This is a genomic window from Nitrosospira sp. TNL300 (genome assembly GCF_055385915.1).
Window position 1 is genome coordinate 310,369 of record NZ_AP041005.1, and the last position, 16,820, is coordinate 327,188.

The 16,820-nt window shown below is 51.6% G+C and carries 14 protein-coding genes; 11 read left to right on the forward strand and 3 right to left on the reverse strand.

Annotated elements, in window-relative coordinates; genetic code table 11:
• Positions 1-95: 95 nt before the first annotated feature.
• On the reverse strand, positions 96-1,712 hold the full coding sequence (locus ACZ5BW_RS01455; protein WP_464541821.1) for an NAD+ synthase: 1,617 nt from the start codon (positions 1,710-1,712) through the stop codon (positions 96-98).
• A gap of 101 nt (positions 1,713-1,813) precedes the next feature.
• Here ACZ5BW_RS01455 and ACZ5BW_RS01460 point away from each other — a divergent pair, with 101 nt between their 5' ends.
• Positions 1,814-2,959 (forward strand): GNAT family N-acetyltransferase, encoded by a 1,146-nt coding sequence (locus tag ACZ5BW_RS01460; protein ID WP_464541823.1) that lies wholly within the window; start codon positions 1,814-1,816, stop codon positions 2,957-2,959.
• 128 nt (positions 2,960-3,087) lie between these two features.
• Positions 3,088-3,627 (forward strand): NUDIX hydrolase, encoded by a 540-nt coding sequence (locus ACZ5BW_RS01465; protein ID WP_464541825.1) that lies wholly within the window; start codon positions 3,088-3,090, stop codon positions 3,625-3,627.
• 183 nt (positions 3,628-3,810) lie between these two features.
• On the opposite strand, the gene ACZ5BW_RS01470 is transcribed toward ACZ5BW_RS01465, so the two are convergent.
• Positions 3,811-5,100, reverse strand: a complete 1,290-nt coding sequence (locus ACZ5BW_RS01470; RefSeq protein ID WP_464541827.1) for an N-acetylmuramoyl-L-alanine amidase — start codon at positions 5,098-5,100, stop codon at positions 3,811-3,813.
• 77 nt (positions 5,101-5,177) lie between these two features.
• Positions 5,178-5,666, reverse strand: coding sequence for a tRNA (adenosine(37)-N6)-threonylcarbamoyltransferase complex ATPase subunit type 1 TsaE (tsaE, locus tag ACZ5BW_RS01475; protein WP_464541829.1), 489 nt, complete (start codon positions 5,664-5,666; stop codon positions 5,178-5,180).
• A 60-nt stretch (positions 5,667-5,726) separates the two neighbouring features.
• Between tsaE and queG the strand changes: the two genes are divergently transcribed.
• From queG to ACZ5BW_RS01520, 9 genes are all read left to right on the forward strand, one after another.
• Positions 5,727-6,881, forward strand: coding sequence for a tRNA epoxyqueuosine(34) reductase QueG (gene queG, locus ACZ5BW_RS01480; protein ID WP_464543745.1), 1,155 nt, complete (start codon positions 5,727-5,729; stop codon positions 6,879-6,881).
• Between the two features lie 353 nt (positions 6,882-7,234).
• Positions 7,235-7,861, forward strand: a complete 627-nt coding sequence (locus ACZ5BW_RS01485; protein ID WP_464541831.1) for an XrtA/PEP-CTERM system exopolysaccharide export protein — start codon at positions 7,235-7,237, stop codon at positions 7,859-7,861.
• Positions 7,862-8,196: 335 nt separating this feature from the next.
• Entirely contained in the window at positions 8,197-9,729 is a 1,533-nt protein-coding gene (locus ACZ5BW_RS01490; RefSeq protein ID WP_464541833.1) for an XrtA system polysaccharide chain length determinant, read from the forward strand.
• 306 nt (positions 9,730-10,035) lie between these two features.
• Entirely contained in the window at positions 10,036-10,929 is an 894-nt protein-coding gene (locus ACZ5BW_RS01495; protein ID WP_464541835.1) for an XrtA-associated tyrosine autokinase, read from the forward strand.
• Positions 10,930-11,053: 124 nt separating this feature from the next.
• The gene (locus ACZ5BW_RS01500; protein ID WP_464541837.1) at positions 11,054-12,481 is read left to right on the forward strand and encodes a TIGR03016 family PEP-CTERM system-associated outer membrane protein; all 1,428 of its coding nucleotides are present in this window, start codon (positions 11,054-11,056) and stop codon (positions 12,479-12,481) included.
• 13 nt (positions 12,482-12,494) lie between these two features.
• A complete protein-coding gene (locus ACZ5BW_RS01505) occupies positions 12,495-13,499 on the forward strand; it encodes an XrtA/PEP-CTERM system-associated ATPase (protein ID WP_464541839.1) in 1,005 nt (334 codons plus the stop codon).
• A 175-nt stretch (positions 13,500-13,674) separates the two neighbouring features.
• A complete protein-coding gene (locus tag ACZ5BW_RS01510; RefSeq protein WP_464541841.1) occupies positions 13,675-14,493 on the forward strand; it encodes an XrtA system polysaccharide deacetylase in 819 nt (272 codons plus the stop codon).
• Entirely contained in the window at positions 14,490-15,575 is a 1,086-nt protein-coding gene (locus tag ACZ5BW_RS01515; RefSeq protein ID WP_464541843.1) for a FemAB family XrtA/PEP-CTERM system-associated protein, read from the forward strand. Before ACZ5BW_RS01510 ends, ACZ5BW_RS01515 begins: the two co-directional genes overlap by 4 nt.
• A gap of 4 nt (positions 15,576-15,579) precedes the next feature.
• On the forward strand, positions 15,580-16,785 hold the full coding sequence (locus ACZ5BW_RS01520; RefSeq protein WP_464541845.1) for a TIGR03087 family PEP-CTERM/XrtA system glycosyltransferase: 1,206 nt from the start codon (positions 15,580-15,582) through the stop codon (positions 16,783-16,785).
• Positions 16,786-16,820: the final 35 nt, after the last annotated feature.

Sequence of the window (16,820 nt, forward strand, 5' to 3'; positions counted from 1 at the left end):
TAAGAGGCCTTTTCTTCGCGGCTTCCCCGGTGGCCGCCGCATACCGCCATTTTAATCCGGTGACCTGCCTTTTGCGCACTTCTTCTAGATCGTTCCTAAAACTGGTCTTGATACCGCGCTGTTATAGGATAACGCCAGTCCTTGCCGAATCCGCGGGAGGTCACGCGAATGCCAGGCGGAGACTGCCGCCGCTTGTATTCATTCTGCCGGATCAGATGTACGACGCGACGCACATCCCTTTCGTCATAGCCCATGCGTAGAATTTCCTCAAGCGCTGTATCATGTTCCACGTATTCTTCCAGAATAGCATCCAGAATTGCATAAGGCGGAAGGCTATCCTGGTCAGTCTGATCTGGACGCAATTCCGCTGAAGGTGCGCGGCTGAGAACGCGGTCCGGAATCACTTTTCCAGACCTGTTACGGTACTGGCATAACCTGTATACCATCGTTTTGGTGACATCTTTCAAGACGGCAAAACCACCTGCCATATCCCCGTATAGAGTGGAGTAGCCCACCGCCGTTTCGGATTTATTGCCCGTGATGAGTACGATGAAGCCGGATTTATTGGATAGCGCCATCAGCAAAGTTCCGCGTATCCGGGCTTGCAGATTTTCCTCGGTAAGGTCCGGGACGCCAGAAGGGGGCAATGCGGCAAACTCTCTGGCAAGCGTATCCTTGAATTCTCCAAATACCGGTTCGATGGGAAACTCGGTATAGGGCACCCCCAATGTTTGCGCCATAGCGCGGGCGTCCAGCAAGCTTATGTCGGCGGTGAACTGTGAGGGCATCATCACTGCTTTTACTTTGTCCGCACCCAGTGCGTCCACCGCAATCGTCATGGTGAGCGCCGAATCCACGCCGCCTGATAGCCCCAGCAATACGCCAGGAATGCGGTTTTTTCCTGTGTAGTCCTTTACTCCGAGACAAAGCGCTTTATAAACGTTCGCTTCCAGACTTTCAAGCGGTGCGATTTCTGTTGTTACGGGCGCGGCTTCCTTCAATTCGAGCACCCCGAGTGTTTCCACGAGCGCATCGAACTGATGAGTCACGTCGCCTCTGGCGTTCATGGCGAAAGATGCACCATCGAATATCAGTTCATCCTGGCCCCCGATAAGATTGGCATATACAATCGAGAGTCCCGTTTCATCGATGCGCTTCCGGACCAGATCGTAGCGCAATGCCTGTTTGTTCATGTGATAAGGAGAAGCATTCAGCACCAGCAGCACTTCTGCACCGGCTTCTCTTGCACGTGTAGCTGAACCTTCCTGCCAGATGTCCTGGCAAATGTTGATGCCGAATCTGATTCCATCCAGCTCGAACACGCAGGGTCGGAAGCCCGGTTCGAAGTAACGTCGCTCATCGAACACGGTATCGTTGGGCAAAAGATTCTTCAGGTATGTAGCGATGATTTTACCGTTGCATATTACCGATGCAGCGTTGTACAGTTTATCCGCGGCGAGATGGGGATGTCCGACTACAACGGTGATATCGCTTATCTGGCCAGCTAACTCTGTAAGCGCCTTCTGGCATGCATGCCGGAATCCGTCGCGCAATAGCAGGTCCTCGGGGGGGTATCCGGACAAGGCGAGTTCAGGGGTTACGACTAGTCTGGCTCCTGCGTTTTTTGCCTGATTGGCATAATCGAGGATCTTTCGGGTATTGCCGCCAAGGTCGCCGACTGTACAATTGATCTGAGCAATGGCGAGCTTCATTTGGACGGTCGATTGAGCTATTCTGTCTTTATGCTTACATGATACCAGAACGAACTCCGGGCACGTGTCCCACGCGGGAAAAGCGGCCCGGAATTGGCAAATTGGAAATAAAAGTAACGGATTCTCCCGAGCATATATCTGCTCCCGCGTGGAATGCGCTGGCGGGCGACGACCCGTTCCTGCGGCATGAATTTTTTTCCGCGTTGCACGAAGCTGGATGCGCTTCAAGAAGAACGGGATGGTCACCCCGGTTCATTACTCTCTGGGAGGGAGGCATTTTGCAGGGTGTGATGCCACTGTATCTCAAGAACCATTCCTATGGAGAGTATGTGTTCGACTGGGCGTGGGCAAACGCTTATGAACGCACCGGTCATGACTATTACCCCAAGCTCCTGAGCGCCATACCGTTCAGTCCCGTCACCGGAAAGCGGCTGCTTGCCCAAGCTCCCGAACAGCGCGCATTGCTCGTTTCAGCCGCTCTTGCGATGGCGCGAAACGGAAATGCCGGAGCAGAGGTGTCATCGTTACATTGCCTGTTTCCCCTGGAGCATGAGGCACGGGAAATGGAGAGAGCGGGGATGATATTGCGATGTGGCGTCCAGTTTCACTGGAAGAACCGGCCGGGAGGAGGTTATGAAAATTTCGAGGATTTTCTGGAAGGAATGAGTTACAGCAAACGCAAGAAGATCCGGCAGGAACGGCGCAAGGTACAGGACCTGGGTATCCACTTCGAATGGCTGTCAGGAAACGATATGGACGAGGAGCGCTGGAACTTCTTTATCGATTGCTACAACAATACATACCGTGAGCACCACTCCAGACCCTACCTGAATCTGGAATTCTTCATCCGGCTCGGCAAAAGCATGCCGGAAAACATCCTGTTGATTCTGGCGTTGCGGAGCGGGCAGCCGATCGGCGTTGCTTTCAATATCCATAACTCGCACACGTTGTACGGACGCTACTGGGGCGCGAGGGAATTCGTGCCAGGGCTGCATTTCGAAACCTGCTATTATCAAGCCATCCAGTACTGCATCGTAAATGGCCTCTCTTTATTTGAGGGCGGCGCGCAGGGCGAGCATAAGCTTGCCCGCGGATTTCTGCCGGTGCGAACCTGGTCGGCCCATTGGCTGGCTCATCCTGAATTTGCTACTGCAATAGGAAGCTACCTGGAGCGGGAAACGCGGGACATCGATCGCTACATCCACGCGCTGGAGGATAGCGTCCCATTCAGAAAAGATGCGAGGTAGGGATAATGCGGGCAGGTGCGGAAGGAAGCAGATATATTCTGCAATGGATTGCATCTTTATCTCATTCAGATGCAAAATTGTCCTTTGAAAGTAACGTTTCCTGAACAGGTTAGCTAAAATCAGCGTTGATGAAATACTGCAGTAACTGTGGCATGCGTGTGCAATTGCGTATCCCTGAAGGTGACACGCTGCCGCGTCATGTTTGTTCCACTTGCAGTATTATTCACTACGAGAACCCGAAGATTGTGGTAGGTTGTATTCCGGAATGGGAGGATAAGATACTGCTCTGCCGGCGCGCCATTGAACCGCGGCACGGCTTATGGACATTGCCCGGCGGCTTCATGGAAAATTCCGAGTCGCTGGTTCAGGGAGCCGAGCGTGAGACTCGGGAAGAGGCAAACGCGCGGGTGGAGATGGGCGAACTATATTCGATTTATAGCTTGCCGCATATCAACCAGGTGCACGTGCTGTTTCGGGCGCGACTCCTGGATCTTGACTTCAAACCGGGAATCGAGAGTCTCGACGTCAAACTTTTTCAGGAGGCAGAAATTCCCTGGGACACACTCGCATTCCGCGTGATACGCGAACCGCTGAACCGTTATTTCGAGGAACGGCGTCGCGGGCAACTCGGGTTTCATTTGGGAACCATAGAAGACGTTCCCAAATGATCTGCTAAATGAGCTGCCGCTTCTGGAATTGTCGTTTTATTTTCCTTTATTTCCAATCATTCAGCTTTAACATCCTGACCCACATTCTGGACAATCAAATGCTGATCATGAGTCAGAAGCAAGAAGCGGAGCAGGCAGCAGCAGGAGAGGCTGCAGGAGGCCCCTGGAAAGAAAAAGCGGAGGCTAATCGAGGGAAACCAGTCTCGAACGCGCGAGGGGAGGATTGTCGGCGAAGTAGTGTTTGATACCCGCGAGTATAGCGGAGGCCAGCTTGTCCTGATAGCGGTGGTCTCTCAGTTTCCTTTCCTCATCCGGGTTGCTGATGAATGCCGTCTCGACCAGGATGGAGGGAATGTCGGGAGACTTGAGGACGGCAAAGCCTGCCTGTTCGACTTCCGCCTTGTGCAGATGGTTGATGTTGCCTATCTTGGAGAGGACTGCTTTGCCAAGTTTGAGGCTGTCGTTGATCGTTGCTGTCTGGGACAAATCCAGCAAAGTCTGCTTGAGAATGGGGTCTTGGATATTGAGGTTGACGCCGCCGACCAGGTCCGCCTCGTTTTCTTTTCTTGCCAGCCACCCCGCAGCCGCCGAAGTGGCGCCCCGTTCTGAAAGAGCAAACACCGACGAGCCGCGGGCGTGCGGTTTGTTGAAGGCATCCGCGTGCACCGATACGAATAAGTCTGCATTCAGTTTGCGGGCTTTTACCAGCCGCTGCGACAGTGAAATATAATAATCTCCATCACGGGTGAGGGCCGCGCGCATATTCGGCTCCCTGTCTATCTTTTCTTTCAGTTTCCTGGCGATGGCCAGAGTGATGCTCTTCTCCCTGGTACCGCGCCGGCTTATCGCGCCCGGATCCTCCCCACCGTGCCCGGGATCAATAACGACAGTGACGAGACGAATCATTTCCGGCCTGTTTTTTCTTGCCGCTTCACTGCTCCGGGCAGTCTCGATTTCGGTCCTTGAACTGACATTGCTGCCAATGTTTAGCTCGTCCCGGAGTATGTATCCTGCTTTGTCCTTGTTGTTCAGAAAGGCCATCAGCGGATCAGGGGGGATAGCAGGGTAGATGTCCAGGACAAGTCGATGTCCGTAGGTTCCAACGGGTTGAATGACAAATGCCTGGGGTTCGACTTCGGTTTTCAGGTCAAGTACCAGCCGCAATATGTCTGGTTTGAAGCGGCCGAAGCGCACGGCGTGAATGTGGGGGTCCGCGGGATCTATCTTGTCTATCAGCTTTTTCAGTTCCGGTGTCAGTGAGACATCCTCAAGGTCAACGACGACGCGATCCGGATCTTTTACCGTAGTGAGGGTGTAGCGAATGGCGGAAGCGGATTCAAGCGTAAGACGGGTGTATTCCTCGGATGGCCAGATACGGGCGGAACTGATGCGTATCTTTTCTTCAGCACAGACAGAACTGGCAGATGACGATAACAGGAGTGCGGTGATTGACAGGCATGCGCCAGCTGCCAAACGGTTTCGAATAGAGGAGAAACGGATTGAGTTCAAGGGTTGTGAGACTGAAGGAGCAGACTGTGGGCGCCACCCCTTCAACGCAGCGTATTGTTCCTCGATGAGATTTGCCATCGTTTCACGCACAGTTTGCCGGCCTCCGTGTCCGCCTGAATTTCAACATTACGCCCTTCTGCGACCTTGAATATAAATTTCAAATCGGCTTGGGGCAATAGTCCGTCTGCCTTTTCCGGCCATTCCACGAGACAGATCGAGTCTGCATTGAAGTAGTCCCGGAAGCCCGCTTCTTCCCATTCGTTTGGGTTGTTGAAACGATAGAAATCAAAATGATACAAGTATAACCTAGAAATTTTATAAAGTTCAATCAAATTATAGGTGGGACTTTTCACTTTTCCAAGATAACCAAGTCCGCGTAATATGCCGCGCGTAAATGTAGTTTTGCCTGCTCCCAGTTCGCCTTGCAGGAATACAACAAGGCCCGGACGCAACGCCGGAGCTATTGCAGTTCCGAGTGCCAGGGTAGCGGTTTCATCGGCGAGATGGCAGGTCTGATGAAGAGCTATCAAGGTGATGAATGGCGGCAGAGCCGGTATGATGTGAATATCAGAGTCCGGCAGGATGTGAATATGCGTAAAGACCCATACACCGAACTATCCCCGGAACCTTTGCAAGATCTTCCTGATTCTACTGTCGATCTTCCACAACTCGCCAGATCCATCAAGGAATGGGGGAAGAAGCTCGGTTTTCAGAAGATTTCCATTGCCGATGCGAGCGCGGACATGAGGCAGGCGGAGACAGGGCTGTTGGAATGGCTGGACCAGGGTTGTCACGGAGAGATGGATTATATGGCACGGCACGGCACCCGGCGTACTCGTCCTGCCGAGCTCGTTCCCGGGACACTGCGGGTGATCTCCGTGCGCATGGATTATACGCCGGTTGCAAAGGACAGCTGGCAGGTCATCCAGGATGGCACTCGCGCGTTCATATCGCGCTATGCTCTGGGTCGGGATTATCACAAGGTGTTGCGCGGACGCTTGCAAAAACTTGCGGAAAAAATCGAAGCGGAAACAGGACGCCTGAATTACCGTGTATTCAGCGACAGCGCGCCGGTAATGGAAGTTGAATGGGCGCAAAAATCGGGCCTTGGCTGGCGCGGAAAGCATACGCTGCTGCTTTCCCGTGACGCGGGATCCCTGTTCTTTCTGGGCGAATTGTTTACGGATCTGCCGCTGCCCGTGGACAACCCTGTAGGCAATTACTGCGGGAGTTGCACGAAGTGCATCGATATCTGCCCGACGCAAGCGATCATAGCGCCCTATCGGCTGGATGCGCGACGTTGTATTTCTTATCTTACTATCGAACATAAGGGCAGTATTCCCGAGCCCTTGCGGCCTTTGATCGGTAATCGGGTATATGGCTGCGATGATTGCCAGCTCGTCTGCCCCTGGAACAAATTTGCGGCAATTACCAATGAAGATGATTTTTCCGTACGAAACGGCCTGGATAGCGCGTCTCTGATCGAGTTGTTCGGATGGAGCAGAGAGGAGTTTGAGGCACGGCTTGCCGGAAGTCCGATTCGGCGCATCGGACATGAGCAATGGCTGCGCAATCTGGCTGTCGGCCTGGGGAATGCGCCATTCTCCCAATCTGTCATTCAGGCACTGCGAGCGCGCCTCGATGACGCTTCGTCTCTGATACGCGAACACGTACGCTGGGCGTTGCATCAGCAGGAGCGCCCCCTGTCGCTTTTTATCGAAGATGCGTCGATCCCGAAAAAATAATTTGAGTTTTGTACGGAATTTAACATACTGTGCCGTAAGGGTGTACTAAAGTCCAATTCGCTCCTGCTCATCAAGTTGATAGGATACGCGACATGTTCCGGCGTATGGATGAACCGAGGGATGTTGCAACGGCTGAATCGAGAAGTTTGGGTCGTCGGCCACCGATATTGCAGGCTTTCTTAAGGGCTCCGGCGTTGCTGAAATACGGTACGATGCACAGTTATATTGCTGTTTGCGGGCACATGAATACTGTCTTGACAGGTGTATTGACTTATAGCATCTTTATTTTACATTAAAGGTCAATAATCCCTCTCCGACTCAGGCATTTTCTAATCAACAAAAAAGGAAATTCAGTGAACGCCCTTCGTATCCGTACCGTGACATGGTTCTCTTGTTTTGCTGTTGTACTTCCCCTTCTTTCCCTTGGTGGTTGCAAAACATATCCATCCCTGAATCCAGATGAGAAACCCATTGCACACGATTACCTGATCGGTCCGGGAGATAATGTCGATATCATTGTCTGGCGTAACCCTGAAGTTTCCATGGCAGTGCCGGTTCGGCCCGATGGCAAGATTACCACCCCCCTGGTAGAGGATCTGCCGGCAAGCGGAAAGACCTCGACGCAGCTTGCCCGAGATATCGAGGAGGCATTGTCGAAGTACATCCAGCAGCCGGTCGTGACCGTTGTAGTGACAGAATTTGTAGGCCCATACGCCGAGCAGATCCGGGTGATAGGGGAAGCAGCCGAACCTCAGGCATTGCCCTATCGGGAGGAAATGACGCTGATGGATGTCCTGATTGCGGTAGGCGGCATGACCGACTTTGCCGCGGGTAATCGCGCCAGGATAGTACGTAACGTGGACGGGAAGCAACATCAGTTCAGCGTGCGGTTGGACGACCTGATCCGGGATGGGGATGTGACGGCCAACGTACCCATGAAGCAGGGAGATGTACTTGTCATACCGGAAAGTTATTTCTGATCTGTGAAATTCCACTGCGACGACTTAATCCTCCTGTAACGGCATTTCGATAAGGTATAAGGTTTTCATTACCGATAAGTTGAAATGAAAAAAATCATTCCAGGAACAGGGATAGAAATAGCGGTTGATTCCACCCGGATTTTTATTCCTCCATCGGTTACCATGAGACAAGACATTCGTCCTATTCTATAAACGTCATATATTTTTCAGCTCCCATGAAGCAGCAAGAGATAATGCCAGAGATATGAAAATCCTGGTTAGAAACTATTCCAAGACAAGGGGAGTGCGTTTACCCTCCCCATTATTGACCGCATTTCTAAGGACCATTTGACAATATGGAGGAGCTGACAACCCAACTGCTGGTTTATCTGAAAGGGGTATGGAAGTATCGCTGGGTCGCAGTGGCGGCAGCCTGGATCGTCGCAGTCGTCGGTTGGATCATTGTCTATAAACTCCCTGATGATTACCAGGCTTCCGCCAGGATTTATGTCGATACGCAAAATGTGTTGAAGCCGTTGTTGCAGGGCATGACGGTTTCGCCAGACACACAGCAACAGATCTCCATCATGAGCCGTACCCTGATCAGCCGTCCCAATGTGGAGAGAGTCATCCGCATGGTGGATCTCGATATCAAGGCAAAAGACACCAGGGATCAGGAAGGGCTCGTGAAGGAGCTCATGGATAAGATCAAACTGGGGACTACGGGACGGGATAACCTCTTCACTATTGCCTACAACAATCAGAATCCAGAGCTTGCCAAAGACATTGTCCAATCCTTACTGACCCTTTTTGTTGAAGGGGGGCTTGGAAACAAGGGCCAGGATTCTTCATCGGCCATTCGCTTCATTGATGAGCAAATTAAATCTTATGAGGAGAAGCTGATCGCAGGGGAAAATAATCTCAAGGCATTCAAACAGAAGAACATTGGAATAATGCCGCAACAAGGCAATGACTACTATTCGCAGTTGTCGCAGGCGATGGACGATCTCAATAAAACCAGGCTGGAGCTGCGCGAGGCGCAGCAGGCGAGAGATGCGATCAAACGGCAGATCACGGGTGATGAACCTGTTCTCCTCGTGGATCAGGGCGAGAGCGGATCGGCTTCATCGATAGTCAATGTGGAACTTGATTCCCGAATTCAGGCTTTGAACAAGAATCTCGACGCACTCAGGCTAAACTACACGGAGTTGCACCCAGATATCATTGCAGCGAAACGGCTCATTGCCCAGCTTGAGGAACGCAAGATCGAAGAGGCCAAACTGACGAGGGTTGGCTCGGATCCGGGCAAAAACTATAGTCCGATGTTGCAGCAACTCAATGTGGCGCTGGCGGATGCGGAAGCTGACGTGGCATCCATGAATGCCCGGGTGGAAGAATACAACGCTCGGTACGAGCGCCTCAAGTCCTTGAGCAATGCCGTGCCGCAGGTTGAAGCTGAACTGACGCAGCTCAACCGGGATTACCAGGTAAACAAGGCAAACTACGAAAAACTTCTCGAGCGGCGCGAATCGGCCAAAATCTCGGGAGATCTGGGTTCCACCACAGACCTGGTGTCGTTCCGTGTCATTGATCCTCCGACAGTTTCTGACAGGCCCGTTGGCCCGGATCGGAGAAAATTCTTCTCCATCGTTTTCCTGGGTTCTTTGTTGGCGGGAATCGGGATAGCCTTCGTTATCAGCCAGGTTAGACCTACCTTCCACAGCCAGATCAGTCTGCGGGAAATTTCGGGCAAGCCGATACTGGGTTCAATTCCGATGATCTGGACCGATGCGGAAAAGGTAAAGCGCAGAAAGCGCCTCTATGCATTCGGCTTATCCCTGCTGTCCCTGTTAGGTTTGTACGGCGTCCTTATGCTGAAGATGGCGTGATTCGTACTCTGAAAGACATCGAGTCGGTGCTGGAAGTTTTGATGACGGAAACCTGTTCCGCGCAAAGTCGTCATATCTCTGATTGTTGTCTTGAAATCTATTTTGATGAAGTTTGTATTGCTCCAGCCCAATTTTTTTCATTAATACTTCAGGCCGGCGACTGAATCAATTCCAGAGTTCAGCAGTGTGGCAGAATCATTTAATTAATATCTCTTTAACCACCATTCCTGTCACAATTCCCCGGTTAGGTGCAGTGATTCTATAAAACCAGAGCGCAGGGGACCTCGGAACAGAACGGGAGAGCATGTGAGCATAATTGAAAAGGCTGTAGGAAAATTGGAAAAAGGGGTACTGGCGAGCGCACAAGTACCCCCATCGGTTTCGGTAAATCCTGATCAGAAGCTCAGTAGCGATGTTACTGAGACAAAAGGGGTTGAACAAAAAGTTCCGTCAAATACGGTTCTCACACCAAATCGGGTAAACCTTGACCTGGTCAAAATGCGTCAGTACGGAATTGTCACGCCCGATCAGGGGAGAACGCAAATAGCGGAGCAGTTTCGCGTGATCAAGCGGCCGTTGCTGACCAATGCCTTCAATAAAGGGCCGGGCATGATCAAGAACGGCAATCTCATCATGGTTACCAGCGCACTCGCTGGCGAAGGAAAAAGTTTTTGTACCGTCAACCTCGCGATGAGCATTGCGATGGAGATGGACCGTACGGTTTTGCTGGTTGACGCGGATGTTGCGCGACCCTCGATACCAAAAATCCTGGGTGTGGGGACAGAAAGAGGCTTGCTGGATATTCTTGTGGATGAAAATCTCAGCCTGTCGGATGTTCTGATCAAGACCGATATTGAGAAACTCACGCTCCTTACCGCAGGGAGGCGGCATTCACACTCCACAGAACTTCTAGCAAGCCGGAATATGGGTGAATTATTGAAGGAGCTTGCAGAACGTTATGCTGATCGCGTCGTTATTTTTGATTCTCCCCCCTTGTTGCTGACAAGCGAGGCACGTGTACTGGCAACCCAGATGGGGCAGATTGTCCTGGTGGTTGAGGCGGAAACGACGTCTCAGCAGGCCGTCAAGGAAACGCTGCGGCAAATTGAGTCGTGTGACGTCGTAAACCTGATCTACAACAAGACCAGGACATTTTCTGGCGGGGAATACTACGGCTACTATTACCATGAAAGTGCCTGAGAATAAGTGCCAGCATGGCATCTTGTTTTCGCCAGCTTGCGCTGTAGCCGGGATCATTCTATTGCTTTCGTCTTATTCTTCTTGCTCGAATGCGGCGGAATGGAAAGTTGTTCCGCAGCTGAACTTGATAGAGACGTATAGCGATAATCTGAGACTGAGTTCAGGGGGGAGTGATTTCATTACTCAAATCAACCCAGGTATTTTGCTGAACGGCACTGGTCCACGCTTCCGCCTGACCGCCAACTACACAATGAATAATCTCATCTATGCGGAGAACTCCAGTCTGACAAGAATGAGGCAGCAGCTAAATGCGAGGGGAACCGCGGAGTTGATGGAAGATTTTTTTTTCGTGGATGGGACTGCCGCTATTGCTCAGCAGAACATATCGTTGTTTGGACCCCAGGCAATCGATAACGTGAATGTCACAGGCAACAGGGCCAATGTCAGAACATTTAATGTCAGTCCCTATATTCGCCACCGTTTCAAGAATTTTGCTTCAACTGAATTACGCTATGCTCACAACATAGTCAGCTCAAACGCAAACTTGCTTCGAAGCAGTCAAGCCGACAGCTTTTCTGCTCGCGTGAATAGCGGCACCGATTTCGGCAAGCTTCACTGGGGTTTGAGCTATAGTCACAACATGATTCATTTCGACAGATCTGACCGAACTGTCGAATTGGAGCGTTCTATTGGCAGTCTTCGTTACATGTTTACCCCAAGGTTCGGTCTGACAGGGACAGGTGGTTACGAAAGGAACAGTTTTCTATCAATCCGGGGAAGTCCTTCCAGCCCTACCTGGACGGCAGGTTTTGTATGGACGCCAAGCGAAAGAACAAACATAGTGGCGAACGCCGGAAAAAGATTCTTCGGAGATACTTATTTTGCCCAAGCGAGCCATCGAACCCGCCTGACAACATGGAATTTCAGCTATATCCAAGATATTACTACCTTCAATCAGCAGTCCCTGCTTGGTGGCGCGGGCATTACGGACTCGCTGAACCAGTTGATTGGAGCGCAGTTTCCCAATCTTCCTCCGGAAACTATTCAACAAAATACCGGCATCTTACTAGGTCCCAATTTCTCCGGTTCTTTTCTTGGTCCCACCAATTTTTTTACAAACCGGCTCTTTCTCCAGAAGCAACTGCAGGCCTCTGTTGCCTTCAATGGTGTCAGGAATACTGTGGTATTGAGAGGATTCAATATGACACGCAAGGCCTACTCACCTGAAGGTGTGGATGCCGACATCATCGGTGCGGCAAATGCGGCGCTTCTCAATCATACAGTGCAAACAGGTGGCAATGCGTTGTGGAGTCACCGGGTTTCCCAGTTCACGAGCGCCAATCTCACTTTCGCATACACACGGTTCACTTTTCTCAATACGGACAGAGAAGATGATCTCAGGCTTATCAGAGTCAGCCTGACACGGCGATTCCCGCAGATATTGCCCAACTTGAACGGCACGATCGAGTACCGGCGTAATGAGAGGGATTCCAATCAGGGGGGCAATTATCGCGAGAACGCCGCAATAGCCTACGTGAACATGAGTTTTTAGCAGAAGAGAAGAAGTGTATACATCGTTCTATGGGTTCAAAGCCAAGCCATTTCAACTGAGCCCGGATCCAAATTTCTTTTTCGGCAGCAAAGGGCATAACCGCGCGATGGCCTACCTTGAATATGGGTTGGCGCAAGCGGAGGGATTCATTGTCGTTACGGGAGAAGTGGGCGCGGGGAAAACCACGTTGGTCCGTAATCTGTTTCGACAACTGGAGCCGGAAAAGATCGTTGCTGCTCAAATTGTCAATACCAATCTGGATTCTGATGACACATTGAGGATGGTCGCGGCGGCGTTTGGGTTACCCCTGACGCAGGGGAACCCGGGGAAGACACCTGTGCTCGTCGCACTCGAGAAATTCTTCCGGCAATGCGAGCAACAGGGTAAGCGCGCGCTTTTAGTGGTGGACGAGGCGCAAAATCTCTCCCCCCATACTGTGGAAGAACTGAGGATGCTTTCCAATTTTCAGGGAGATAACAAGTCTCTGCTGCAAACATTTCTTCTCGGGCAGCCAGAGTTCAGGAAAACCCTGCTTGGTAATGATATGCAGCAGTTGCGGCAAAGAATCACTGCAACCTATCACCTCGGCCCCATGGACCTGGCGGAAACGAAATCCTATATTGAACACAGATTGAAGACTGTAGGCTGGAGCGGAAATCCCGGGTTTGATGAGGATGCTTTTGACGCCATACATCACTATGCCGGAGGTATTCCGAGGAGGATCAATGCGTTGTGCGATCGCCTCCTGCTGATGGGCTATCTCGAAAAGCTGCAGCATTTCGGAGTATCGGAAGTGAACGAGGTGATCCGGGACATCCAGCAGGAGTTTGACACGGTTGAAGTCGCGACCGGATTATTCTCAGGAGATAAAAATTCCGCCTTGAAGGAAGAGCAGTTCGTTACTGGCCTGGAGGAGATGAGCAACCGGGTTGCCAAGCTGGAGGAAACCGTTGTTTCCCTGATGGACCTGCTCAAGCAGATACTTTCGCTGGCTGACGTGAACAAGCGGCTTCGCTAGAGGCAAGTCTGCCTATGTACGGTCTAACTGCGCGATCCAACATGGCCGATCAAGAAATGCCGATGAGCATGAGGGCGAGATTACGAGGAGGCTGGGCATTCGCCGCAGGAGCGGGTATTGCTACTTTGAGTTATACGAGACTTTTCAAATGAACCCTGAATCGATACGAAATGCAATGACGGTCGACGTAGAGGACTATTTTCAGGTGTCCGCCTTTGCAGCTCATATTCCAAGAGATTCATGGAATTCCATCTCCTGTCGTGTAGAAAATAATATCGATCGCATTCTTTCATTGCTGGACGAGAGAGGGGTAAAAGCAACGTTCTTTACCTTGGGCTGGATTGCGGAGCGTTATCCCGCAATGGTGATGCGGCTGGTTGCAGAGGGCCATGAGGTGGCGAGTCACGGGTGGGGTCATCATAGGGTTTGGGAACTGGACCCTGATGAATTCAGAGAGGATATCGTCCGCAGCAAGGCACTCCTGGAAGATATTTCCGGGCAACCCGTACTCGGTTATCGGGCGCCGAGTTTCTCCATAGGACATCAGAATGTATGGGCCCTGGACCTGCTCGGGGATGCGGGCTACCGTTACAGCTCCAGCATCTATCCGATCCGGCATGATCACTATGGAGTCCCCGATGCTCCGCGGTTCGCCTATTACCCCCGCAATAACACGCTGCTGGAAGTCCCGATTACAACGGTAAGGCTGTTCCAGAGAAACCTGCCGGCGGGTGGCGGGGGCTACTTCCGGTTATGGCCTTACCCTGTCTCCCGCTGGTTTCTCCAGAGGCTGAATCATTTCGAGGAGCGCCCTGCGATCTTCTATTTCCATCCATGGGAAATAGACCATCAGCAACCGCGCCAGAAGGGGATCAGCATGAAAACGCGCTTTCGCCACTATCACAACCTCCATCGGATGGAAGACCGGCTCAGGGCGTTGGTTCGCGACTTCAGATGGGATCGGATGGATAGAATTTTTCTGGAAGGTGCATGAGCTCCCAGGCGTATTCAGTTGCAAATGTGAATTTTGAGTCTCCGCGTCCAACTGGCGCTTTGTCGGTAAACCTGCTTTCCGGGAAGGAAGTTAGGCGATGGGATGATTTCGTATCGTACTGTCGGGAAGCGACCTTCTTTCATCGGGCAGGTTGGCAAACTGTCATCGAACGTGCTTTTGGTCATAAAACCTGGTTCCTTTACGCAGAATCCGGAGGGGAAATTCAGGGCGTGCTTCCCCTGGCAGAGATCAATAGCCGCTTGTTTGGTCATTCACTGAGTTCCCTGCCCTTTTGCGTGTATGGGGGAATTGCTGCCAATTCGCAAGCTGCCCAGGATGCGCTGGACAGGTCTGCGCAGAAACTGGCCCAGGAGTTGCAGGTAGACTATCTCGAATACAGAAATCTGCGACCATATCACGCCGACTGGCACGGAAAGGACCTTTATGTCACCTTTCGCAAGGAGATAGCGTCCGAAGTCGAACAGAACATGAACGCCATTCCACGCAAGCAGCGGGCAATGGTGCGAAAAGGTATCAAGGCAGAACTGGAAAGTGTCGTTGATCAGGATATAGAACGCTTTTTTTCAGCTTATTCGACCAGCGTGCATCGCCTTGGTACCCCGGTTTTTTCGAGGAAGTATTTCCGTCTGCTCAAAGAAGTGTTTGCGGAAGATTGCGAACTGATGATAATCGTAAAGGATAACCGTACCATCTCCGCGGTAATGAGCTTTTATTTTCGGGACGAAGTCTTGCCCTACTATGGAGGCGGTACCGGGGAAGCGCGTGAAGTGGCGGGAAATGATTTCATGTATTGGGAACTGATGCGCCGGGCGTGCGAAAAGGGGTACAAGATTTTTGATTTCGGACGCAGCAAACGCGGATCAGGCTCTTTCGATTTCAAGAAGAACTGGGGATTTGAACCGCAGCCCTTGCACTATGAGTATCAGCTCTATCAGGCAAAGGAAGTACCGAATCATAATCCCCTCAATCCCAGGTATCAGTTCTTCATCAAAGCCTGGCAGAAACTGCCACTGGGGCTGGCAAACTTCGTCGGTCCCCACATCGTAAGAAATCTGGGCTAGATTCATGCGCGAATTGCTTTATCTGGTCCATCGAATTCCTTATCCCCCGAATAAGGGAGACAAGATCCGTTCCTATCATCTGCTGGAGCATCTGGCACAGCACCACCGCATCCATCTTGGCACCTTTATCGATGATGAGGGGGACCGGAAATATATCGAGAAAGTAAGAAGCCTCTGCGGGGAAACCTGTTTCATCAACATCCATCCAGGGATGGCCAAAGTGCGAAGCCTTTCGGGATTGCTTTGCGGGAAACCTCTTACCCTTCCCTACTACTGGAACCCGCGTCTGCAAGCATGGGTAAATCATGTCCTTGGCGCAAGACCTGTTGAGAATATTCTGATCTTTTCCTCTGGAATGGCGCAATATGTAAGTCGTGTGCGTCATATCCGCCGGATTATCGATTTTGTCGATATCGATTCGGACAAGTGGATGCAATATTCGACGTCAGCAGGCTGGCCGATGAACTGGATATACCGAAGAGAATCGAGATTGCTGCTGGGCTATGAAAAGGAGATCGCGCGCGCGTTCGACAGCGCCACTTTCGTCTCCGAGACAGAAGCGGATCTGTTTCATCAATTGCTACCCGAAGCTGCTGCAAAAGTGACTCACTTCAATAACGGCGTCGATGCCAATTATTTTTCACCACAAAATAGCTATCCCAATCCGTATCCGGAGGGGAAGCGCATTCTTGTGTTCACTGGCGCGATGGATTATCGGGCCAATGTTGACGCAGTTATCTGGTTTGCACGGTCTGTTTTTCCGGCGATCCGCGCGAAACTGCCGGAAGTCGAGTTCTATATTGTCGGAGCGCGTCCCTCCGATGCCGTAGCAGCTCTCGCGACATTTCCAGGCATCAGGGTAACGGGATTCGTGTCCGACGTCCGGCCCTATCTGGCGCATGCCTCGCTGGTGGTTGCACCGTTGCGCATTGCGCGTGGAATACAGAACAAGGTCCTGGAAGCAATGGCTATGGAGAAAATCGTCATAGCTTCTCCGTCAGCTGCGGAAGGCATTCGTGCGCGAAGGGAGGAGGAACTGGTGGTTGCCCTTGATGAACAGGACTTTGCCCAGCGAGTCATCTCCTTTCTCCAGAACGACGTGCATCCTGGAATTTGTCGAGCTGCCAGAGTGCGCGTACTGGAAGATTACAGCTGGAAAAATGGTTTGGGACGTATCGACAGGCTCCTGTCACAACCCCAGGCAGTTTAGGCAGAATTCCTTGTACTACCATTGGCATAAACAAT